Origin of the sequence: Stieleria tagensis (genome assembly GCF_024129865.1) — a bacterium.
Lineage (GTDB): Bacteria > Planctomycetota > Planctomycetia > Pirellulales > Pirellulaceae > Stieleria > Stieleria tagensis.
This window is the reverse complement of record NZ_JAMYFE010000044.1, coordinates 12,654-38,538: the sequence shown is the minus strand read 5'-3', so window position 1 is coordinate 38,538 and position 25,885 is coordinate 12,654. Positions and strand designations below refer to the sequence as shown.

Genomic DNA, 25,885 nt, shown 5'->3' with positions numbered 1-25,885 from the left:
GTTCAGCGCAGCGAACGAAATCGATTTTCGTTTGTTCGTGATCTAGACACGCCTGATGATCAGACGCGGTCAATTGCCAATGACTTTTCACTGGGCAAACTGCTTCTCAATCACTGGACGCGCGGCAAATGATGGCACGCTTATCCACTCGGGCTGGTGTCTTGTCGAAATCAACGCGGGCCATACAAAAGCAGCGGAACTCGCAACGCAAACGCCGCCTCTCTTTGATGCAGCAATTGGAAGACCGTCGCCTGCTGGCTGTGCTTTCGAATCCATCGCAAGTTCTGCCGACCGTCGATCAGCCGGTGGCGGTGGGAGTGGGAACCTTCGGCGGTGATGCGTCACCCGGCGCAGTGGTGCTCGGTGCCGCCGGAGATTTGACCGTGGCGCAGCGCGCCACCGGTGACAGTTGGGAAACGATCGAGTCCATTCACACCGGACTCGGTCCACAACAAAGTTTGGTTGCGGAGCGGATCAATGGAGATCCGCAAACCGATCTCGTGCTGCAATCTGCGGACTCGATCAGCGTTTTGCACAACGACATCGAGGGTGGGTTCACCGTCGTGCAAACAATCGAGGCGACTTTCTCCGGTGGCTTTGCGTCAACAAATGCCAACGGTCTAGTGGTCGACTTTGTCGATGGAGATCTTTCACGTGACCTCGTCGCTGTCGCAACGGCTGACGATGCCGTGTTGGTCTACCCGGGCTTGGCCGGCGGAACGTTTGCTGGACCAACGATTTACTCCACCGGGATCGCAGCACCGACAACCGTGATCGTCGCCGATGTGATCGGCAATGACTTGCACGATCTGGTAGTTGGTCATGCCGACGGATCAATTGTTTTTTTCGAAGGCATCGCGGGCGATTCGGCGCTTGTTCGACGTGACGATCTGACGACCCACGAGAGTTCGTCGATTGCGAGTTTCGGGAAAGGCGATTTCGATGGCGACGGAAACATCGATCTTGCGGTGACCACCACCACGGAATCGTTCTTGCTGTTCAGCTCTGCGGATCCTCGGGAGCTCTCGCCGATCGTTAACGGAGACTTTTCGGCGGGGCTGACCGGATGGCAAACTGAAATCATCGGACAGGCTGACGGCGCGATCACCGGACGTGTCAACGGGCTTGGCGGGGCAGCACAGATGGCTGAGCATGAATCTTTTCTCACGTCACTTCAGCAAACCTTTGTCATTCCCGGCGGTGCGACCGCCGTCTCCTTTGATCGCGTCGCAATCGGACTTGATCCGGTCGCCGGTGGCGTCCCCGATGCCTTTGAAGTGTCATTGTTGGACCAAAACCAACGGTCACTCGTTGCAACGCATCATACCGGTTCGACCGCGTTCTATAACGTGTCTTCAGGAAGTGATGCTTCGCTAGCTGCCGGTGTGACGGTCAGTGGAAATCGAATCACACTCGATGTAACGTCGGTTCCCGCCGATACCTTGGCGACGCTCACATTTGATTTGATCGGCAATCCTCCGGGCGCTGGCAGTGTCGTGACGATTGACAACGTGCAGATCACGCCGGAAGTCGAATTGTCTGATTTTTTGCAGCGAGTCAGCTTGCCCGGCGACTTCACAAATGCAGTGGATTCATCAGTCGGCGATGTCAATGGCGACGGTGATTTGGATCTCGTCGTTGTTGATCATTTTGGCGACACGTTAACCGTCATCAATGGAAACGGAAGTCGCCAATGGAGTGCGGAGAGCATTGCGATTTCGGGCTATGGATCAGGCGTTTCGGCGGTTGCCGTCGCGCCGTTGACTGCCAGTGATTCTGTCGATGACATCATTGTCACCTTGTTCGAATCGGATCTCGCACTGTCACCGATTGGTGCCGATGTGACCGCGCCGTCCGTCACGATGCTTGATCCGATCGCAGGTGCAACTCTCGACACGTTCGTTGGTACGGCGAGCCTGCGGTTCAGCGAACCGGTGCGTGAATCGGGGACCGGATCGGTGCTCAATCTAGCTGCCTACAAACTGGCGGGACGCGGCGCCGACGGAGTCTTTGGCAGTTCTGACGATGTCAACATTCCAATTGATTCAATCGTCTACGATTCCAACACGTCGACTGCGGTTCTGACGTTCTCTGTGGCGGCGCTCCCGCTTGCCGACGATGATTATCGATTGACGCTCGCCGGCGCCGATCCGAACAGGGCCATCCGCGATTTGGTCGGCAACCCGATCGGCGCGGGATCTGATGTCGGATTTGAGTTCACCGTCGACGCAGAGTTGACAATCGCCACACCAAATGATCTTTTCGCCAGCGAGGGTGAAACCGTTTCGGTTGTGACCACGTTTCACGATCCCGGTCGAGTCGGTGACTACACCGCTACGATCGAATGGGGCGATGGCGAAATCGAGACGATGCTGGTCACGCCCGCCGAGAATTCCTTTCAGGGATCCCTGTCGGCGGAACACGTCTATGCCGATGACGGTCTGTATCACATCACCATGACAGTCACTGATGGCGCAAACGGAACAGCGATGCAATCGGCCCTCGCGACCGTTGACGGTGTGGCTCCCACAGTTGTGACTGGGGCAAACACCGCAGCCATCGCAGGCGAAACAAACTCGTTCACGTTGGCCACTTTCTCTGATCCGGGATTCACCAACCTCGCTGCCGGCAGCGAAGAAACGTTCGCGGTCACTATCAATTGGGGCGACGGCACACCGCTCACTTCATTGACTGAGTTTTCGCTCACCAATGGATCGCCGGGGATTTTGACGACAGGCGTTGTTTCCGCCCAGCACACCTATCTTTCGACGGGCATTTTCACGGCAACCACCACGATCACGGACGACGATGGGCTGGCAACGTCGTCATCCATCGAAGTCGTTGTTGGCAACTCAGCGCCGGCGGGCAGCGCGTGCTTGCCGCGGATCAACTTTGATCAGGATCTCGCTGGGAGCAAGATCGCGAGTGGTGAATTTGTCACCGATCAGTGGGCGCCGTGGGGCGTTCAAGTCAAGACCCACGATCCGATCAACCACCCCGCGATGATCTTCGATTCCGCCAGGCCTAGTGGAGGCGATAGCGACTTGGGAAGCCCGCACAGCGACTTCGGCGGTCCCGGAGTTGGCAGCGGCGGCGCTTCAGGATCGGTGGGTGAAAACTCAATCGCCCAAGGCAATCTCCTGATCATTAGCGAAGACGCTGATGCCCGCGACCCGGACGATGTTGCGGCGGGTGGCACACTGATTTTCACGTTCGACACTCCCGTCGGGCTGGACGAAGTCTCGATCTTGGATCTCGATACCAATGAGGCCTCCACGATCACATTTTTCGACTCGGCGAATCATGTCATCAACACCCTTCCTATCATCGGCAGGGGCGATAACTCTTTGGTTACCATCGCGCTCGACACCGACGACGTCGCGCGGATGGAAATCGAACTGGGCGGTAGTGGTGGTGTCAGCGAACTCGTTTTCTGCCGTGATCTCCCCACGGTCGAAATCAATGGCGCCCCCACCGTCGTCGAAGGTTCCACCTACACGGCCACACTTGCCTCTGCAGGCATCGACATCACCAACTGGCAGATCACCACTGATTCCAACACGTCCACTCCCACCTCTCATTCGATCGTTGGCGATGCGGCGATCTTCACGACCGTTTTTCCCGACGGCAACGCCGACTACCGACTCGTTGGTTGGGCCACTGATGGCAAAAACGTTTACCCAGCTAACGAGTTGCTCGTCCGCGCAACGAATGTCGACCCGTTGCTGATCATTTCCGGTGAATCCACGGCGCAGACACGTGAACCATACACGCTTAATCTCGAAAGCATCGATCCTGGTGACGACACGCTGACGCGATGGCAGATCGATTGGGGGGACGGACAAACTGAAATCGTTAGCGGCAACCTTGACTCGATCACGCACCGCTATTCGCTTGCCGGTAATTACTCGGTCAGCGCCACTGGATTTGACGAAGACAACTCATCAGGCTCTGGGGGATTCGTGGGCGTCGAAGCCGAGGACTATGCCCAGTTGACATCGGGATCCGGCGAGGCAGTTCACAGTACCTGGACGATCGCTGCCGACGCGGACGCCAGTGGAGAAGCCTTTGTTCAAGCCACGCCCAACACCGGGACGAATGTCGGCGATTCAACGCGTGGACCGCGACTGGACTATCCGGTTTCTTTTGACGCTCCCGGCACCTACTACATTTGGCTGCGAATGCTCGGTGACGACGATGCTGATGATTCGGTCCACATTGGACTTGATGGGATTGTGGCTAGTTATGGCAAGCATGGGATGACCGATACCAGCGGTGACTGGCATTGGGAACAGAATGTCGGTGATCGTGGCGGGGAGGATCGCGTTTCGATCAACGTGCCCACGGCAGGTAGTCATACGTTGAACCTATGGATGCGTGAAGACGGGGTGGCGGTCGACAAGATCGTGTTGACACGCGACCCCGATTTGGCCGCTGATGAATGGGGACGAAATGCCCCGGAATTGTTGGGCGGATACCTGTCCAACACGATCGACGTCACTGTCACTGCCAATCATGGCAGATGGATTCCCAGCATTGACTTCGCGGTCAACGCGACAGGTGTTCCGCTGGTCGCCGGCGACCGAATCGGTGACCAATTTGCCGCCTACGGCATGACGGTTTCAACAAATGATCCCAACAAACCTGCGATGATCTTTGACTCGTCCGCACCCACTGGCGGCGATTCCGATTTGGGAACACCCAATCGTCGCTTTGACGGACCAGGTTTGGGAAATGCCGGTGCGACTAACACGACGGCGCAGGGAAATATTCTGATTATCAGTGAGGACAACGACGCGGCTGATCCCGATGACAATGCCGCTGGCGGGGTACTGGTCTTTGACTTCGAAGCTCCGGTGATGTTGGATGAAATTGGCTTGCTGGATGTCCAGAGTGGTGACAATCGAATCGATCTGTTGGATGCCGATGGGAGGCTGATTTCTTCGACGGCAATCCGATCGACCGGTGACAATGGTTACCGACGTGTCGCACTCGATGCATTGGGCGTGTCACGAATGGAGATCCACTTGGCGGCGAGTGGTGCGGTCACTGATATCGAGTTTTGTCGCGGCGGTGGCGTCATTCCTGTTGCGCCGACCCGTTTCTATGTCAGTGACTCGGCGACCAACGCTGTCCATCGTTACAACACCGTTGGGACTTCACTCGGCGACTTTCAGACAGTCGCAGCGCTTAATCCGCGTGGAACCACCACGACCGGAACAGGCAATCCGATCTGGATCGTCAGCGAAGAAGGCGCGAACGAACGGGTCTACATCTACGACACCGATGGCACAACGCGGTTGGGTGATTGGACCGCGCGTGGACTGGAGTCACCCGAAGGCATTGCGACTGATGGCACCGACATTTGGATCGTTGACGACGGGATGGACAAAGTCAAACGCTATGCCGACGCGGCTTCACGCACCGCGGGCCAACAGGTTGCGGTGTCTGAATTCCAGCTCGCGTTTGGCAATCGCGATCCCCGCGGCATCACTACCGATGGCCAAACCCTGTGGATCGTTGATGGTGCTGCCGATAGAGTTTTTGCCTATGAAATGGATGGCCGTTTCGTCAATTGGTGGGATTTGGATCCAGCCAACGCCTCACCGGCCGGAATCACCATCAACCCCGCCGGGGGTGACGGAGTTTGGGTTGTTGATGATGTCGCCAATGCTGTCTATCACTATTCCCAGGCGACACTCGATCACCAGGGCAGCCAGACCGCGATCGGCACCTTCGCATTGTCCGCCACCAACACCACGCCCACTGGCATCGCCGATCCGGTCGAAATGATCACGCCACGACAAAACGTGGTTGACCAAATTGCGGTTGCTGGCGAAGTCAACGAGTATCTAATCGACCTGGTCGCCGGTCAAGAAATTTACGTTGATTTCAACTCGCTCTCCGGCGCTCCGTTGACGACGACTTTGATCGCCCCCGATAGCAGCGTCGTCCTTTCGGCGTCAGGTTTCTCCGCTGGCAACTTGCGTCGCGGTCCGTTGGTTGCCACTCAAACCGGGACCTACACGTACCGCTTGAACGGAAACGCCACCAATACACCCAGCTACAATTTCACCATCTGGGACGTCGACCCACCGGAGACGATCGCGATCGAATTTGACACGGTCTACGCGGGTGATATCTCCACACCCGCCGCCGTCGACAACTACACGTTCACGGGCAATCTGGGGGACAGTATCTACTTTGACGTGCTGTCGTTTAGCAACGGATACATTCATACCGAACTGACTGCTCCCGATGGTTCGACGGTGTTCTCTAGTCTGGATTCGTCGTTAGTCACGGCCGACGAAGGGCCTCTCAGTCTGACACAATCCGGCACCTATCGTCTCGCGTGGCGTGGCAGCCAGGATGCGACGCCGAACTACAGCTTCCAAATCAACTTGGTCCCGCCGCCGGAGGTGACCGCGATCGCAATCGATCAAGTCTATGCCGGATCAATCGAAACCACGGGAGCCGAAGACCACTGGGAATTCACAGCTGACATCGGCCAACAGATTTACGTCGACACGCAAACTAAAATCGGCGGATCACTAACCGCCAAACTGTTAGCCCCCGACGGTAGCACCGTTTTCAGTGCCAGCAATTTGTCGACGTCTCTACTGGACGCCGGCCCGTTCGTCATCGATCAGGCCGGGACCTATTCGTTGCAATACAGCGAACCCGGCGGCGGCCGACCGCAGTACAGTTTTCAAGTCTGGGATGTCGCACCATCGTTGACCGCCGGATTGCCGCTCGGCGAGATCGTCAGCGGCGAAATCGAGACGCCTGGAACCAGCGATACACTGACTTTCGATGCGTCCGCTGGAGCTCAGATTTTCCTGGACATGCAACAGATCTGGCAATCCGATCGAGCGGTCAATGAAACGCTGCGCTCGCAATTGTTCGCGCCCAGCGGAACGCTTGTCGCCGGAACGCTCGATTTCCTGCATCAAGCCCACGACACCGGGCCGATCACACTCTCCGAATCGGGAACCTATTCGCTGGTGCTGTCCGGTAGCGGTGACAACATCCCCGGCTACCAACTGCGGGTCGACGACGTCACCCCCGCGCCAGCATCGGCTATCAATGTGGGACAAGTCATCTCGGATGCCATTGAAATCGGCGGACGAACGCACAGTTACAACTTTGCAACAACGACCGGAACTGAACTGACGCTTGACGTTCTCTTGAATGAAGTCGTCGACAACCTCGGTCGTCCGACCGCCGGCTTCACACTGCTCTCGCCCGCCGGTGTGTCGGTCTTCCAAGCCGCGTTCACCGACACGACCTTCATGGCCGATGAAACCGGTGTCTACACGCTGATCGTCGATGATCGAGATTTCATCCGTTCCACCGACATCTTGGGGAAATTCAGTTTTCGCATTCTCGACGACTCGCTGGCAGCTACGCCGGCTGCCGCTGAATTAACCGTCTCCAACGTCGTCGCCGATGTCATCACCATCGGTAGCCCCGCAACCGTCAGTGTTTCGTGGACCGTGACCAACAACGGCACTGCAGTCGCATCGGCTTGGGACGCAGATTCCTGGATCGACCGAGTCTTCTTGTCGGCCGATGAAGCATCTGTGGCTCTCTACCAGCGCGCCTTTGCAGACGTCACCAGTCCCGGCGATCTTGCGCCCGGCGAATCGTACAATCAAACCGCTACGATCACGCTGCCGGAACAGTTTGAAGGCTCTTTTTGGGTCGACGTCGAAACGGACCCGTTGAATCACGTTTTCGAAGCAGACGCCGCGACCAACAATCAAACTCGAAGTGAGACGTTTTCGGCCGTCTACGCTGCTGAGCGAGCCGCAAGTGATGGGCCGCCGATTCAGTTGGCGCCACAGAACGGGAGTCGCTTTCCAACCGGGACCAACCTTGCACTGTCCGGCAACGTCGGGTCCGCCAATCAATCGATCAACGCGATCTTTATGATCGATGTGTCGACCAGCACGCTCACGCCCAGCGGACTGGACGTCAACGGCGACGGAGTGGTTGATGCAAACGATGACTACAACCAGTTTGCCGGCGTCGGTGATGTACTGGATGCAGAACTCGCCGCCGCGCTACGGCTGACTGAACAGCTGCAGACGCTTTCCGACAACGTTCGCGTCGCCAGCGTCCTGTTCGCCGGTGGTAGCGAACCGCTCGATGCGGGTCCGGAGCTATTCAACCAGAATTTCGTCGATCCATCGATCGACACCACTTACCGTGGCGATGATCCCAATTTTGAAATTGCCGTTCGGTCACTCTGGAGCCAGACGCTGGGATTCCTGTCTGTCCAAGGGGCGTTCAAATTCCGCGACACCGAAGTCCGTCAGGGGACCGAGTTCGAACCGGCAATTCGCGATGTTCAGAATTTAATTGCTACGGCCCAACCCGCCGACCGCACGCTGGTGTATCTATTGACCGACGGTGTCGCACTGGATGAAAACACGGTCGGAGTGCAAGGCGTCGCTGATCAAGGGATCGAGTTTTATGCATTTCAAATCGGCGACGGCACGTTGACGCCTGAGTTGGTCGAGCTGACGGCTCACATCGATGCCGACCCCAGCAGCACAGGCGTCGCAATCGCCGTCGACGATCCCACCGAATTGTCGGCACAACTGCTGACCACAGTGGATGTCGAATCCGTTTTGGTCAATGGCGTCCCGGTTGATGCGCTCGACCCGGCCGGCAACTTTTTTACCGCAGTCACGCTTTCCGAGGGAGCCAACAGGTTCGACGTGATTGCAACACGTGCCGCGGGATCGACCAGCCAAACATCCATCACGTTGTTCGGCGACAGTGCCGGTCCCGTGATCGATCTGGCTGCGCTCACACCGGCCGCCGGTGGGATCGAATCCGTATTCACAGGAACCACATTCAACCGAGCGACGAATCAGTTGCACACTCAACTGGCCGCCGGCAACCATTCCCCAGACACGGTCACGCCGCCGATGGTCGCGCGTCTGACTGAATTTTCCACTGCATCGATTGCGGTCAGCAATCCAGAAATTCAGATGCCGTCTGCCGACTCCCAGCTTGCGCCGGCCTTCGTGTTTGACACCGAAATCGCACCCAACCTGCCTCCGGGATCGACCAGCACAGCGCTCGATGTGAGCTTTGCCAATCCGCTTCGCGAACGTTTCGAGTTCGACGTCAGCTTCGACACATTCGGCAACAGCGCCCCGGCGTTCACAACCGTTCCCGTCCTGATCGCACCGGTCGACACGCCGTATACCTATGTCGCTGACGGAGTGGATCCCGAAGGCGACGTGTTGACGCGATCGCTTCTGCAGGCACCTGGCGGCATGGCACTCGACGGCAACACGCTCACTTGGACTCCGACGGCCGCCGACGTCGGCCATCACAATGTGTTGATCGAAATCGACGATGGCCGGGGCGGCAGCGCGACACAGAGTTTTACGTTGCTCGTACCGTCAGGGCTGGACAATAATCCGCCGCTGATCCTTTCCACACCGGCGCGGTTCGCCACCGTCGACCAGCGTTTTGAATACAACATCGTGGCGACCGACCCGGAGGGCTCTGCCGTCACGCTGTCACTTGACGCATCGGCACCCGCCGGGGCGAAACTGATCGGCAACCGTCTGACTTGGACACCGGATTCGACTCAGCTCGGGACAACATCCATCACGATTCTCGCCAGCGATTCTCAGACCGCCAGCGGACGACAGACCTTCGACCTGAATGTGCTCGGTACCAATACCGCGCCGACATTCATCTCTGATCCGGTCCTCGAACTTTCTGCCGGCCAGCGTTATTTCTACGCCGCGGTGGCCACCGACCCCGATGACGCGGTCACCTATCGCATCGATGGACCGGTCGGCATGAGTATCGGAGGCACCAGTGGAGTCGTGTCATTGCCCGCCGCTTCGTCGCTGTCCGGGACCTACCCGATCACGATCACCGCCACCGATGCCCGCGGCCTTTCGACCGACCAGTCCTACACACTCACCGTCTCCCCCGACACCGAAGCACCCCGCGTTTCGATCATATTGTCCAACGATGCAATCACGCTGGGCGATTCCATCGATGTCCGCGTCGCTGCCAAAGACAATGTGGCAGTGTCCGCGGTCGAACTAATCGTCGATGGAATCCCTGTGGCACTTAGCGCCGAGGGCACTGTCACGCTCACACCGGGGCTTTCGGGCATCCCACGTCTAATCGCTAATGCCACCGATACCAGCGGCAACCTCGGCACCGCGAGTGAAGCATTCTTTGTGATCGACCCCTCCGATGTCACCCCGCCTACTGTGAGTATCGAATCACTATCGAATCACGCCACGATTGAATACTTTACAGACGTCATCGGCACAGTGACCGACAACGATTCACTTGCCTTCTATCGGCTTGAAGTTGCATTGGTCAATACGAACCAGTGGAAATCAATCACATCGGTGTCCGCACGAGAAGAATCAGGTCCAATCGATGTCGTTTCGTCGTTGATCGGAATCTTTGATCCGACATTGCTCAAGAACAACCAGTACGACATGCGGTTGACCGCGTCCGACCTTGCCGGCAACCAAGCCGAACAAACCATCCGCGTCGCCCTGGACGGAATGGCAAAGGTAGGCGTGAACAATCATCCGATCGTCGATCTGACAATTCCCGTCGCTGGTGGCCCGGCGATCACGATCCAACGCCAACACAGCCAATTGAACGCAGACGAAAGCAGCGACTTTGGTAACGGCTGGCAATTCTGTGCAGCAGATCCAGACCTGCGCGAAGCGGTCGCGCGGACACCCTACGAAAACTTGCTCGGACAGTTTGCCGCTTTGCCTTTTGCCGACGGTGACAAGGTCTACATCACCACACCCGATTGCCAACGAGTGGGATTCACGTTCAGCCCCATTCGGCACACAGGGATCTGGACCACGCTCAGCGACAGTTTCTACGATCCTCGATGGATCCCCGACCCGGGCGTCACCTGGCAACTCTATGGTGAAAACGACTACACCACCATCACCAGCCTCTCGACCGGTCAATTCGACCTGAACGGACTTTCGCTACCCTTAAACCGGCTCGCCGACGGCCAATACATCATCGCCGCCAATTTCGCTTCTTACAATCCGCTGGGCTACGAACTGGTCAGCAAGACCGGTGTCCGTTACAGCTATGACCAGCAAGCCGGACTGGAAAATGTCGTCGACCGCAACGGCAACACACTGCAGTACAGCGACGACGCGATTACGAGTTCTTCTAGCCAACAAGTCCAATTTCAACGTGATGATCAAGGCCGCGTGACGAAGATCATCGATCCGGATGGCTACGAATATGACTACCGCTACGACGCGGCCGGTAATCTGGTCGACGTTCAATATCCCAATGGACTGTCGAACACGTATGCCTATACGGCGGACAATTACCTGGCCGCCGTCAACCCTGACGACCTTCCCGAACAAGAGGTCATCTCAACCGGTTTTGAATACGATATCGCTGGCCGTCTGACAGTGGTCACCGACGCCTTGGGGGCATCCAATCTCTACGAATATCAACTGGACGACCATACCCGAGTCACCTATGACGCGCTCGGTGCGGCAACCGAGATGGAATACGATGATCGTGGCAATATGATCCGCGAAACGTCTGCCAACGGAAACACCGCGTTGTACCAATACGATGGTGATGACAATCTGACGGTGATCACCGATGAACGTGGATTCGAGACAGTGATGACGTACGACGAAAATCGAAACATCACCAGTGTGACAGATGCCCTGCTCAATTTGACGCAGTTTTCCTACGACGCATTCAGTGAAATCACACAGATGATCCAGGCCGACGGAGGCCAGCATGCCTACACGCGAGATGACGCCGGGAATATCGTTCGAATGCAAATGCCGGGTGGCACGGATGCGACGATTGAATACGACGAGATTGGCCGGGTGATCAAGGTCACCGATATCGATGGCGGCGAAAAGAGATTGGAGTACAGCAATCTCGCGTATCCGATCAAATCGATCGAACGCGATGGCACTTTTGCAGCGATGACCTATGACTCGCGTGGCAAACTGACGTCGATGACTGATCACAACCAAAACACACGTACGTTTGTGATGGACCAGAGAAATCGTCCGCAAGTGTTCACCGATGCACTCGGCGGCGAAGTGAACTACTCGTTCAACGGGATGCAACTCGATTCGATCACGGACCAGGTTGGAAACACGACCACCTATCTTTTTGACGCCAACAACCGACCGGTCCGAATCACGGATCCGGAACAAGGTGTGATTGAAATCGAATACGACGCAAACGGTCGCATCTTGGAAATCACCGATCCGAATGGAAATCCGGTCCGCTACGATTATCGCGAAGACGGACGATTGGTATCGATGGCCAACGCCCTCGAAGGGACTTCCTATTATGAATATGACGCCACCGGCAACCAAACTGCGTTTACCGACCCAAACGGGAATCGATGGCAGTGGGAATACGATGCCATTGGTTACGCCGTTGCGGAGATCGATCCCAATTTAGATCGGACGGAGTTTGAATTTGATTCGATGGGGAATTTGGTCAAGGAACGGGATTCGATGCAACGCGAAACTCGGTTCGTTTATGGTGACATTCAAATGCCCGTCAAGATCATCAACGCCGCCGGCGACGAGATGATCTTTAGCTACGATTGGCAAGGCAATCTGCTAAGCGAACAGGACTTCAACCAGCACACTCACTCGTACGAATATGATCTGCGAAACCGGTTGACGAAAACGACCGACCCGCTCGGAAACTCCTTCCAGTACAACTATGACGACAATGGGAATCGCACCCATGTGACCGACAAGCGGTCGATCACACGTGCCATTGAATATGACGAACTGAATCGTCCGGTGAAATGGACCGACCCCACGGGGGCGGTGGAACGTCTCGAATACGATGCGAAGGGACGTGTGATTCGATCGATCGACGCTAGCAACCAAGTGAGTCTTTTTGAATACGACGGACTTGATCGGGTCGTCGAACAAACCGATCCGCTGACCGGAACTTGGACGTGGGACTATGATGCCGTCGGCAATGTCGTCAGCGTCACCGATCCAATCGACCGGACAACGACAGCAACCTATGACAACTTGAATCGTCGCCTGACGATGACCGATCCACGATCGGCCACCACTCGCTTTCAATACGACCACAACGGAAACGTCGTCAGCGTCCAGGATCCAGTCAACAACGAAACGGCATTTGCCTATGACAACCTTGGCCGTATCATTCGTGTGACCGATTCCTTGGGACAGTCGTCTTTCAGCGACTACGACCAAGTCGGCAACCTGGTCGAAGTGGTCGACCGAAATGGGCGACGGATTGAATTCAGCTACGATCTCTTGGATCGTCTGGATACAGAAACTTGGTGGCAGGGTACGTCTGCGGTCAATCACGTTCAATACAGATACGACGCTGTCGGCAATCTGCTCGGCGCCTCTGATGTGTCCAGTCAATACTCGAACCGTTATGACGCACTCAATCGTGTCCTCACGGTCGACAATGCGGGAACTGCAAACGTGCCCCATGTCGTACTCAGTTATGTTTTTGACGCAGCGGGAAACCGCACGGCGGTCTACGACAACACGGGCGTCACGGTCACCAGCGAGTATGACAGCCGAAACCAACTTGCCGGGCGAACCTGGTCGGGCGGTTCGGTCGACGATGCCAGCCTTCGCTACGACTATGACCCGCGCGGCCTGATTTCGACTCTCCGGCGTTTTCAATCTGTCGACGATTCCGAATTGGTTTCCTCGACGAATTTTCAGTTTGATGTCAACGCAAGGTTGACCGATCTGACGCATCGTGATGCTGCCGACACGGTCTTGGTCGACTATGACTACACGCGCGACTTGGCGAACCAACTGATACAGGAAATTCATCACGGCCGAACGTTTTACTTCGCACGTGATGCTTCTGGGCAACTGCTCACGGCATCGATCGACGGGATCCTCAGCGAGAGTTACCAGTACGACCAAAACGGAAATCGGCTCTCAGACCAGTCAGTGACGGAGGCTGGCAACCGCTTGCAAGCAGACAGTCAGTTCACCTACCGGTATGACCCGGAAGGGAATCTAACCCGCAAGACAGACAAACTGACTCTGGGCTACACCGACTATTCCTATGATCATCGAAATCGCCTGGTTCTAGCGCAGCAATTCGACTCAGCCGGCGAGCTGCTTGGGTCCGTCGCCAACACCTTCGATGTCTTTGATCGTCTGATCACTCGCAGCCATGATCCGGACGGTTCCGGACCGTTGGTCGCGCAGGTACGTCACACTCTCTACGACGGAGCACATACCTGGGCCGACTTCGATGATTCGAACGCTGTCTCGGCTCGCTACCTCTACAACGACGGCGTCGATCAAATCGCAGCCCGCTGGCGGCCGGGTGAGGGCACGACATGGTATCTCACCGACCGGCTGGGAACCGTACGAGAACTGATTGATGACAACGGCGCGGTGGTCAACCAAAACACTTACGATAGTTTCGGTCAAATCCAAGCGCAAAGTAACCCAGTGGCCGCAGATCGATTCACGTACACCGGTCGCGAATGGGACGACGCGCTTGGATTGTTCTACTATCGAGCTCGTTTTTACGATCCGGCCAATGGGCGGTTTATCAGCCAGGATCCGATCGGGTTTGCATCCGGCGACACAAACCTGTACCGCTACGTCGGCAATAACCCACTGGACTATGTAGATCCGTCAGGAAATTTGGCGATCAGCGAATGCGCCGTCGCGCGTGGTGCGATGGCAGCTGTCGACACACTTTGTCCGGCAATCCAGCTCTATCTCAAGGGCGAGTTTGATGGCAAGACCGGCGCCGAAGCTGGCGCGATGACCGCGCTGCAAGTGCTTATTGGAGGCGAGTTCAGGACGACGAAACTGAATGCGGATGGAATCGAAGTCCCGATCGATGATGCCGAAATGTTGTCGCTTTCGGTAGAAAAAGCAATGCATGTCATGAATGTGGTGACGTCACTGATGCCGGGTGGGGCGGGCATGGCGTTTCAATTGACGATGCAGGCGGTGATGATCAAAGAAACGGCAGTGTCGTTGGCAGGGCTGCTAAGCAATGCCAATCTGTTCAGCGTTATGGGGCAAGCTGAAACCTGGATCAGAAGCGCCTACGAACTGGCGAAAGACCCCAATGCCACGTTTGGCATGGCGATCAATGCCGCGACAGCTCGCGCCAATGAGATGACAGCCGTGCAATGGTCCGAAGCCGTCTGCGGCGCGGCCAATCTCGCGTTGATGGTGTTCAGTGCACGAGCTCGATGCTTCGTTGCAGGAACCCCAGTGGTCGTGGGTGTCCATGACGCATTTCCCCCTTCGGTGGCAAATCTGCACCGCAATCAGGTCGCGGGCGACGGTTTCACTCTCTGCGACGCAATCGGCGGAGCTGCTCTGGTTGCCGCCTTTGCCGTTCGCGATCGTCGCAGACGTATGGAGAAACCAAACGAGGAACCAGAGCCAAATGACTCGTTAGGTGTCGATTGGATGTTCGCAACCACAGCGGCTGAACACGAGCGTGACGCGGCAACGCAGATCGACGATGAATTGCTCACCCTGCTCGCCACCGGCAAGATCTAATTCTTGCGACAAACGCATCAAGAATCTCTTACAACAAACACAACCGCCTCTTACGAAACCGACCGATGTCCAACTTAATCCACCCTAGCCCGGTCACACGATCCAAGCCACGCGCCGTTGCCACGGCAGCCCTGCTGCTGATAGCTACGTGGTGCCTTGCCCCACGCCTCACGCCCTGGCTGGCCTCAGCCCCCGTGGCTGCCTCAGCGCTCGAGACCATCACGGTCTCCTCTGCGCTGCCCACGCAAGCCGACCTGATCACCAAACCCATCGAACAGGTTCGTTGTGGGGACCGGATCCCATCGCAGCTACCCGAGGGACTCTCCCCGACAGACGATCCCGAACCAGATCCACAGACCTGGCGACTGATCGAGTTGCAGGTGCAGAAACACAACGGCGACTTGGTCGAAGTGAAATTGCTACGTCCACTGTCATGGCTTGAGCAGACCGGTGCGACAGGCGACGGTCGTTTCCGGATCCAGATTGAAGAACTGGACATCGACGGCCTAGCAGCTGGGCTGCACATCAAACCCTGCCCAGCGATTCAAAGCGGTGAAGGCCAAGTCGTCACAGGAACCTTCCGACACACCTGCGACGACCTCGTCGAATTGCAGATCGAAGACGAGCCAGCCCCTATCATCTGCACCAGCGGACACCCCATTTGGGATGCAACGACGCGTCAGTTTGTCGCTGCCGCAGCGCTGGAATCAACCTCACGAACACTTGGGTTGGGCTCGACCGCCGAAACGCATCAGGTTCGCATAAGTCGAGATTCGCTTACTGCTGCCGTGGTCTTCAACATCGAAGTCAACGGAACCCACGTCTACCATGTGGGAAAGCTCGGGCATTTAGTACACAATGCAGCGGGAAAATGCGATGGCGATGGCTCAAATAAAAATGGAGATAGGCCGAGTCCGCGGCAATCCGAGATTGACGTGAACGGACAGAATCCAAATCATCAACCGCAAGTCTCATTTAGTAACGGAAAAGAAGTCCCGTATGGCAGTCGTGGTAGTGTGCGTCCAGATAATTTCATTTTTGGTGAATCGCTCGAAGTCAAAAACTACAATCTTCTTCAACCCAGCAATCGTGCAAGCTTGTACAATACGATTCGCCACCAATATTTCCAGCGGCTTAGCAACCTCCCGAAAGGCACGCACCAAAGAATCGTAATTGACATTAGGGGGCAGGATGTGCCAGACTCGCTTTTGATGCGGGTGAGAAGCAACATTCTTACGATTACTCGGACTTCGAGCGTATCAGTTGAGTTTTTGCAGTAACAGGCGATGGAAGAAGCAGATTTCAATTGGGGAATTGTAACGCCCGAAGCATATGATGATGTAAACAATGAGGCGCTTCATGTCCTCAATGTATACTTCATCGGTGAAGCAAACAGAAATCGAGTGGTGAAGTTTGTATGCGCTAGAATCTTGCAGTTTCACAAGCACTTGCCACATGGGAGTTCACAGAGAGTTCGATTCGACCTACGAGGGCAGCGGGTCAGCAAGAAACACCTCGAACTGACGCGGGAAACGATTGTCAATAAGTCCGCGAATCGCGGAGTGCAGGTTTTGATCGAATTCTTAACGAACTAGCCATGTCATATAATTTTTCAGCTGAAAAGCACGGTGAACAGAATTTGCAGCTTTTGCATGAGCTACTGTCTGCAATCGAGTTGCTTGAGTTCTTCCCTGTCGTAATCTCTGGCAGCGAGGTTGTGCTTGGGATCTCCATCCCATTCAAAACAATGGACGACCCGCGTTTTGAAACCGAACTTGAAAAGGCTATGGTTCACCTAGTGTCTGATGGGTTCGAAGTTACAGATCTTTTTACTGGAAAGGCGATTGTTCTCGACGAAATACCTAAGTTAGCTCGGCAGATTTCAGCTTAGAACCTATCCGGAAACTGCTGTTTGCTGAAATACCAATAAACGCCACACTATGGGCTCCGGGTGCATGTCAGGGATTGCGGCAGCCCAGGATTGGGGCAAAATCGCAATAGGAGTTTTTCGGGTTCCTGGGTTAAGCTACGCATGCTGTCATGGTCCGGGTAACTTTTTGGAGACCGTCGCATGGATGCGAATCAGAATCAACTGGATAAAAAACTCGCCGATTTGTTGAAGCAGGCCGCTGAGGTGGCCGCCCAGATGCAGGCTCAACAGCAGGGTCCGGGGACGCCCCATTTCGATCAAATCGAGATCCCTGCGCACGAAGTGGGCCAGCGTCTGAGTCAGATGATCCAGTCCACCCGGGCGACCGATGTGGCGTTGGAACAGGGCCAACGAATCAAGTGTCCCGATTGCAGCAAGGAGTGCCGGGTAGAACCTACGCGGCGGCAAGTCCACTCGATGGACGGCCCCATCGAGTTGACCGAATCGGTTGCCCACTGCCGTCGCTGTCGTCGGTCTTTTTTTCCCTCAGCGTGAAGCACTCGGACTTGATCCACGAGAATCGACTCCCGGATTCAAGCGGCAGATGGTGATTCTTGATGCCGAAACGCGGTCGCTCAAACGAGCATCCATTGTGATGAAGCGAGTCCTTGGCTTGGATGTTTCAACCAATACGATTGAACGCGTCGCTTTGGAAGTCGGCAACGATCTCGAAGCTGCCGAGCAAGAGCATTGGCAGAAAATCCTTACCGGTGAGGTGTCGGTCCCTTCGTTGGCGATTGTTGCATTTGATGGAGGGCGGATACGGACTCGTAAGATAGGTTGCGGTCCCGGCGTCCACCTGGATGCCAAAGGATGGAACGAAACCAAGAACGCCACCTTTGTGAGCGCCACCAGCGAGACATCCGAGGTCGATCCGCAGCCCGAACCGCCAACCTGTTTTCTAGATGCCGACCATGTTGCGAAACTGACCGAGAAAGCAAAAACCAAAGAAAATGCTGGCTCAGATGACTCCTTGCCCCAAGAACAGGAAGATCCAGAGCAAGACCAAGCGTGTAAAACAAAAGCTTCTCACAAGCCTCAACGATTACTTCGCACGGTGATCGCGAGCATGAAGAACTCCAAACAGTTCGGCGATCAGATGGCGCGTGAAGCAAAGCGACGCCGTTTTGATGAGGCTCCTCGCAAGGCGTATGTTGCCGATGGTTTGACCTGTAACTGGACAATCCACGCCGAGCACTTTCACGACTACACCGCAATTCTCGATTTCACTCACGCCGTAACTTATCTGTTCACCGCATCGTTGCTGTGTTTTGGAAAAACCGATGAAGCCTGGAACGCTTACCTGGCGTGGATGACGAAAGTTTGGCAGGGCGATGTTGGTCTGGTCATCGCCGCACTGAAATCTCAGCAAACTCGCGTCGGTACGCCGCCCGCGGACGCCGAGGAGGATGATCCGCGCGAGCAGTTGCGGCGTGTGATTGGATACTTGGAAAACAATCAGGATCGGATGCGCTACGACGAGTACCGGATGCGAGGTCTGCCGACGACGAGTGCTTGGATGGAGTCGGCGGTCAAGGAGATGAATTATCGGACTAAGGGGACGGAAATGTTCTGGAACAACCCGGCCGGTGCCGAGGCGATTCTCCAAATTCGTGCCGCAGCCTTGAGTGACGACGATCGACTGGTCCGCCTACTGAGCCATCGCCCCGGGCAATCCACCCTCAGACGCAGCCAACCCTCCGCGCAGGCCGCCTAGAAACTACAATCCCTGACATGCACCCATGGGCTCCTCGAAGCAACGGAGTGTGCGATGACCGACGGCGACCGAAAGCGTTACCCAAGCGATCTGACCGACCAGCAGTGGGAAATCATCAACGAGCTGATTCCGCGACCTCGCAGGAGTCGGAAAGGCGGGCGACCACGTAGCGTTGATATGCGCGAAGTTGTCAATACGTTCCTCTACCAATGCCGCAGCGGCTGCCAGTGGGGCATGCTTCCTCATGGCCTTCTTGCCAAAAGCACGGTGTACGACTACTTCGCCAAGTGGCGTGACGATGGAACGCTGTGAACGATCAACTCGTCGGAGCGATCCGAATGCTGGAAGTCCTCAGCGAAGAAATGGAGCCCAGCGCGGGTAGTATCGATAGTCAAAGCGTCAAAACAAGCGAACGAGGTGGAAGCCATGGATACGATGGAGGCAAGAAAATCACGGGACGAAAGCGCAACATCGCGGTCGATACGCTTGGATTGCTGCTTGCCGTCACGGTGACGATCGCATCGGTCGACGATGCGTATGCAGCTGGACCGGTCATGAAGCAGCTTTCGCAATCTAGACAACCGCGATTGCAAGTTATTTGGGCCGATTCGAAGTACGCTAATCACGCTTTGAATTCGTGGCTTGCTCGTCAAAAAAATCTGACTTGGGAGCTGGAAGTCATTCGGCGTCCCAAGGGAGCAAAAGAATTCGTGCTGCTTCCCAAGCGTTGGATCGTGGAACGAACATTCAGCTGGCTTGGACGCTGGCGGCGACTAAGCCGCGACTATGAACACCGAACAGAATCAAGCGAGGCAATGATCCACGTCGCATCGATCGGAAGGATGCTCAGACGACTTGCGCCGACTGGTGACCAACCTCCGTTCAAATATGGACTTACGACTTAAATGGGTTTCCGGATAGGTTCTAAAGCTGATTCCTATAGAAAAGCTGCGGCAAAGCGAAAAGAAGAGCTAAAGCAAAAGATCCGGTCGTACCTTAAATCATGTAAGTAGGATATTGGAATGGGCGTTTTTGAGCTGGAACAAACGAAAGTTGATTTAGACGGTAACCGTTCGAGTCGGATCATTGTTAACGTTGAACCTCCTGTTCAAGCTAAAAGCCTTGCAGGCGTTGGCGCCAACGCCTACTTAGTTCAATTTTGTCAGCCTCTATCGAATACTGCACTGGGCCACGTGAACAAGCTTCTGATGAAATTCCAAGATCTGACGTTGCGAATTTATTCGTCTTATCCTGAGCCTTCCCAGTTCCGAACATTGCAATTCTTGCATCAATTACCTGACGTAAAAAACCTTTCTTTGTCTTTGCCCCAGCTTACGGACCTGAAGGGAATTGAGCCTGTCATTGAAAAGCTGGAATTTCTCGACCTGCCTTTTCCCAGGACGACACCGTCGAACCTCGAACTCATTTCCCACGCCCAATCGCTCTCCAGATTGTGCACGGACGATCGGCGGGTTTTGAAACTTGCACCGCGCCCCGACCGACTTACCGAGATCCGCTGCTCAGGTACCAGAAGTGATTTCGAGAGTTTTGTGCCAGATCTTCTGAATCTAGACTCACTAAAACTCAGCCAAGTAAAAGGCGAGGCCGTTTCAAAGCTGTCGGTGTCGCCGACACTTCGTCACTTTAAACTGTCGCTTTGCCGTGGCGATACAGACTTGAGGTTTATTGAAAAACTAAAAAACCTCGAGACTCTTGATCTTCATAGAGTGGATGTAAATAGTTGGCCGGATTTCCGAAAGCTTACAGGGCTTCGAGCAATCCATCTGCATAGTGCCTTTTCAGGATTCGAATTGGAGTTCCTGAATCACCTTCCCCAGCTTGAAGAGGTGGTTCTTCATGAGTGGCCAACCATCCGCATAGATGCATTAAAAACCTCAAACATTTTTGATCGGGTCAGGAGTTTTCGATATGCGTTTGGCAAAGGACTGCGTGCATGCAGTCAGGATCGCGAATTTGCCGAGCTTTTTAGTCGCGCCGAACATTCGCACTCATGCTTGCTTCGCTATTTTAACGACCTTGGTTACTAGCTGGAGCAACCGTTCACGGGTCGGACTGAGATTTTAGGTAACCGACGGCGCCGGTCGCAGCGATGGAACTGGGGAGCTGCTGAACTTTGTAACCGTTCACGGCTTGGACTGAGATTTGCGGAAGAAGCACACCATTTCTGGCCCAAGCGGCTTGGTGGACCCGAGACTGGACCATTCTTGAACATCAGAATGGGACCTCACCGTGGTGCAGGAGTTGGACTACATCAACGCTTGAATGACCATATTGTTACATCGGGAATTGTCCCAAAAAACAAACTAAACAACTCAGAGTGGGTCCGTCAGAATGTTCCGATGAGCTCTGTGAAAAGAGCGTTGTACCAGTTTTATAGATCAACTTACCCATCCTTACCCGGCGTACCAAAACTTCTCAACGATGCTGCAAAGTCTGTACAGTTTTAAGCATGATCAAAACATTCCGTTTAGAATTCATCTCCAAAAAACCAGCATCGCTTAAATCAACCTGGAAAGATGTGATAGATGATGGATTGCTTAGCAACAATATGGGTGTCCTGACCGGAACATTCCGGTCCAATTCCAGTGAGCTCTCAAGAGTCATAGAGCTCTACAATCGCGACAAACAGGTTTTGAAAGTGCGTATGGAAGCTTCGTGCCAGGTAGTTTATGAAGACGCCGACATTGAATCTCATGCTCTATTCAAGCTCTATCCGCCAAAATGCGTTCTCGAATGCATAGAAAATCGAAAGCCAATCCATTGCGATGAATGTGGGAAAATTGCAGGATTCGAGCGTCTCGAAACTTCGACTTTTACAACGGGCAATGTTGACAGCGATACGCCAGTTGCCATCACGGAACATGGCGACCTCGTTCTACGGAATGACCTAGTCGATCAAATTGAATCGATCGATGGCTTGAGAGACATGCATCTTGCCCCGATCGATCACATTCAAAACTTCACGCGATGGTCGATCCTTTTGAGTGCCCCGACCGCCGGAAGTTCGGGAACACGAGTCGGTTACTGCCACAAATGCGGTGGAGCAATCAAAACCGAAATGTTGCCAGAGGTAGACGAAACCTACACGACCAATTTTCGACGGGATTTCATGATTTCGCCAGATCGTCCTGGTCTACCATGTTTCTCTAAAAGTCTGGCCAAATGGCTTATCGACTCCAGCCCTCGACTGTCATGGGATGACTTCAAACCGATTGGCTGGCAACGCGCAGATGACGAGGTAATTTGACGTTTTTTTGGTCTCCAACTTTCTTGCCACCGGCAGCATCTGACCACGATCGACCTGATGAGGTTCAAAATATGACTGTGGAAGTCAAAACCACGGAAGGCTCGACACCCCAACAATGCGTGCTAGTGGAAAAAGACAATGCACCTCTTTCTGTTGAGGAAGTAAGGCAAATTGAAGGATATTGCAATTCAACCTATATACGAATGTTTCATGTCCGGAGGCTCAACTTGACCTGCCTCAAAGATTGGATCAACTTGAAGCGAATAACGTTGAGAGGATGCCATGTCGTTGATGACGAGCAGTCTCTGTCAATGGATACTCTTGAATCGGTCGAGTTCGGAGATGACTTACGAAAGCTTCCAAACCTAAATCTGCTTGTGAACACAAAACAGCTTCGAAGGATCGATCTAGTCCATATACCGCACATGAACTGCATTCCGCAGTTAAAAAACCCAAGCCAGGTAAAATCAATTGATGTCCAAGCTTGCGGAAAACTATCTGACCCCATCTCGATTACCCAATTTGTGAACCTGGAAACTTTAAAACTTCTTAACTGTGGTTTTGAGGCAGATTCGGTTACTGAGATCTTAGGGAAGCTCGATTTGTCCGAGGCAGTTATTGCGGTACGAGATCGTCGCAAAAACAAGGAAATTCAAACTGCACTGGTCGCTTGTGGTTTTGAGCCATTCCCATCGGGCAAGCGAATTGAGTAAAGTCCGATCGTAAATCTAAGGTCCATCCGGGAAGTTCGTGGGTTCGGTAGACTTCTCTGCCAAGGAGACAAGTCGTGCAAGACAATGAGCTTTACCACTAGATTTTGGGACTCGACACACCGTGGGCGAGGGCCGAAGAGTCGCTCCGATAGCCGAACGAGCTGGTATGAGAGCAGGGTATTGTCCGCGCTGCGGCGGAGCAGTGAAGTGCGAGGTGTTGCCTGAAATCGATGAAACCTATTTTTATGGTTATCAGCGTGACTTTATCATTTCGCCAGACCAGCCGGGCTGCCGTGTTTTTCAAAAGGTCTGGCGCAATGGCTCGTTGACGCCAGTCCGTGTGTGTCATGGGAAGACTTTAAGCCAACTGACTGGCAGTGACTTCAGGGCGATTTCGCGGCACAGGTTAAAACTTGGCCATTTTTTCCCTCGGCGCGTACCGGTAACCAAGTGTGCTAGCCATGCCGACTTCTCCAGTCCCAACCGCTTCAACTACGGTGGTGTGTCTGCTGGAGTCGTTCCGGATTTGTCGGGGCGGAACTGATGTGCCGCTCATTCGAGCGGGTCTTCGATTCAGACCTTGCGGTGGTCAAAGTTCTGGCCTCCGCGAGCCAGCCGGCAGAAAAGACGCTTACCCTGCAACCCCAACCAACTGGCCCTATTAAAACCCCGCCACGTACGGTTTCAAACCACACGCGTTTGAGCTCTGTCCCCGGTCATTTCCTACTGGACGTCTTGCGAAGGTTATTCGAACACTTCTTTCGCGGCGTGAGTCCGCCCCCTTGCTCTCCGCTGGCTCAGCGTACGCGCCGAACCGTGAACAGCTACTACCAGGCGGCATTCGGGGCTGGCTTTCAATGCTGCGAACTCCCGGCACTGAAATTTTTCTGCCCCCAATTTTTCTGTCAAACCACTAGCCCATCAAACCAGGTTGGCACCTCGCATGAATCAAAGCGGGCGAACCTCGATGCGTGCGTCAACTGTCGTCCCTGCTTTAACAGGTAGGAGTTTTATTGGCAGGAAAACTGCGACGCTTGTTTCTTACAATGCGTAGAGCCAACGACATAGATGCCAGCAACCAATTCTCGAGCAGGCATTGCGGACTTGTCGGATAAATCCTCCACACCAGCGCAGACCTTGCGGTGGTCAAAGTTCTTGCGTCCGCTGTCCCCGATCATTGTCGTAAACGCAATTTTTGCGAGATCGCATCCACCGGCAACGAGCGTTTGCTTATTCTAGGGCAATGACGTTGACTTACCATGGAACGGAAACCGCATGTTGAACCACAATCGCATGACAGACAAACAATTTCCCCGCCGTACGCTGCTTCGTGGATTGGGCGTGACGCTGACGTTGCCGCTGTTGCAACGTGATGCCGAAGCTGGTGCCAACACCCTCACTGCTCCCAAACGGATGGTGTGCGTCGCGAATCCACTTGGGTTTGTGCCGAATGCTTTTTTTCCAACCCAGTCAGGGCGGCTTGATCGACTACCGCCACTACTTCAGCCACTTGACCGACTGAAGTCCGAATTTTCGATTTTTAGCAATCTCGACCACGGGGTCAGCGGTGGTCACCAAAGTGCCCACACGTTTCTCAGCGGAATTCGTGACAGCGAATCTGCCGAATGGGACAGCCGCAATCAGTCCGTCGATCAACTTGCCGCTGAATTGGCCGGTGATCAAACGCGTTTTCCGTCCATCGTCGCCAGCGTGGGAAGGAACTCGGACGAACTTGAGTGCCGGATGTCTTGGACTCGAACCGGCGTCAACATCCCACCGATCAGCGAAGCACCGATTCTATTTGATACCCTGTTTCGAGCGGACAACCCCCAGGAGCGAAAAGCCAAGCGCAAAGCGTTCGCCCAGCACGCCAGTATCCTCGACGTCGTTCGGCAGCAAGCTCGATCATTGAACAGCAAGTTGGGTAGCGTCGACCGACGCAAGTTGGAAGAATACTTGACCAGCGTTCGCAGCGTTGAAAAGCGATTGCGAATGTCCGATGAATGGATTGATCGAGCAAAGCCCGAAGTGCCGCTGAAGCGACCGACCCTCGGCCAGTCCTTCACACAGCGGTTGCCGTTGTTTTACGAATTGATCCGACTCGCCTTGATGACGGATTCCACTCGCGTCGCAACGCTGAGTGTTCCGGGAAATTTGCCGGTTGCCGATTTGGGCCTGCAGGGCAACTACCACGCGTTTTCGCACCACGGTAAATCCGAAACCGCCCTAAAACAATTGATGGTCATCGAACAATTCCAGATGGTCGAGCTTGGCAAGTTTTTGCAAGCGATGAAGGATACCGAGCAACCCGGCGGTGGGTCATTGTTGGATCATACGATGGTGCTGGCCGGCAGCGGTATGGGCAACGCTAGTTCGCATAGTAACAAGAATCTGCCGATCTTATTGGCAGGTGGTGGTCTTGGAAACGGTCAACATCATGTCATGCCTGAAACGGCGGGCCGCCGCATTCCCTTGTGCAACTTATACACGACCATGCTGGAACGGTTCAGCGGGACGCAACAGAAACCTTTCAGCCGAGCCACGGGAACGATTGATTTAACCCGTCACGCGGCGAAGTCGCAGCCCATAGCGGACGAGGCGACGAATCCATCATGACCGGATTCTTGCCTCGTCCACTACCAAAATCCGCGTATGAAAACATCAAACGCCGCGATAGCT

General features: G+C 54.7%; 9 protein-coding genes and 1 pseudogene. 9 read left to right on the top strand and 1 reads right to left on the bottom strand.

The window, feature by feature from the left end; all coding sequences use genetic code 11:
• The first annotated feature begins 236 nt into the window (after positions 1–236).
• From NHH03_RS10395 to NHH03_RS10385, 3 genes are all read left to right on the top strand, one after another.
• On the top strand, positions 237–15,578 hold the full coding sequence (locus NHH03_RS10395; protein ID WP_253155892.1) for an RHS repeat-associated core domain-containing protein: 15,342 nt from the start codon (positions 237–239) through the stop codon (positions 15,576–15,578).
• Between the two features lie 380 nt (positions 15,579–15,958).
• Positions 15,959–16,858 carry a hypothetical protein gene (locus tag NHH03_RS10390; protein ID WP_253155891.1) on the top strand — a complete coding sequence of 300 codons (900 nt, stop codon included), beginning with the start codon at positions 15,959–15,961 and terminating at the stop codon, positions 16,856–16,858.
• Positions 16,859–17,175: 317 nt separating this feature from the next.
• Positions 17,176–17,469, top strand: a complete 294-nt coding sequence (locus NHH03_RS10385) for a hypothetical protein (protein WP_253155890.1) — start codon at positions 17,176–17,178, stop codon at positions 17,467–17,469.
• Positions 17,470–17,616: 147 nt separating this feature from the next.
• On the opposite strand, the gene NHH03_RS10380 is transcribed toward NHH03_RS10385, so the two are convergent.
• On the bottom strand, positions 17,617–17,964 hold the full coding sequence (locus tag NHH03_RS10380; protein WP_253155889.1) for a hypothetical protein: 348 nt from the start codon (positions 17,962–17,964) through the stop codon (positions 17,617–17,619).
• Here NHH03_RS10380 and NHH03_RS10375 point away from each other — a divergent pair.
• The 6 genes and pseudogenes from NHH03_RS10375 (at position 17,957) to NHH03_RS10350 (ending at position 25,822) form a co-directional block, all read left to right on the top strand.
• Positions 17,957–19,225 (top strand): hypothetical protein, encoded by a 1,269-nt coding sequence (locus NHH03_RS10375; protein ID WP_253155888.1) that lies wholly within the window; start codon positions 17,957–17,959, stop codon positions 19,223–19,225. The two genes, NHH03_RS10380 and NHH03_RS10375, sit on opposite strands and share 8 nt — an antisense overlap.
• Before the next feature lie 54 nt (positions 19,226–19,279).
• Positions 19,280–20,130 (top strand): annotated as a pseudogene (locus NHH03_RS10370) (IS5 family transposase).
• Between the two features lie 117 nt (positions 20,131–20,247).
• Positions 20,248–21,273, top strand: coding sequence for a hypothetical protein (locus NHH03_RS10365; protein ID WP_253155887.1), 1,026 nt, complete (start codon positions 20,248–20,250; stop codon positions 21,271–21,273).
• Between the two features lie 422 nt (positions 21,274–21,695).
• Positions 21,696–22,493 carry a hypothetical protein gene (locus NHH03_RS10360; RefSeq protein ID WP_253155886.1) on the top strand — a complete coding sequence of 266 codons (798 nt, stop codon included), beginning with the start codon at positions 21,696–21,698 and terminating at the stop codon, positions 22,491–22,493.
• Positions 22,494–22,570: 77 nt separating this feature from the next.
• On the top strand, positions 22,571–23,206 hold the full coding sequence (locus tag NHH03_RS10355; protein WP_253155885.1) for a hypothetical protein: 636 nt from the start codon (positions 22,571–22,573) through the stop codon (positions 23,204–23,206).
• Positions 23,207–24,499: 1,293 nt separating this feature from the next.
• Complete coding sequence (locus tag NHH03_RS10350; RefSeq protein ID WP_253155884.1) at positions 24,500–25,822, top strand: DUF1552 domain-containing protein; 1,323 nt, start codon at positions 24,500–24,502, stop codon at positions 25,820–25,822.
• The last annotated feature ends 63 nt before the right edge of the window (positions 25,823–25,885 follow it).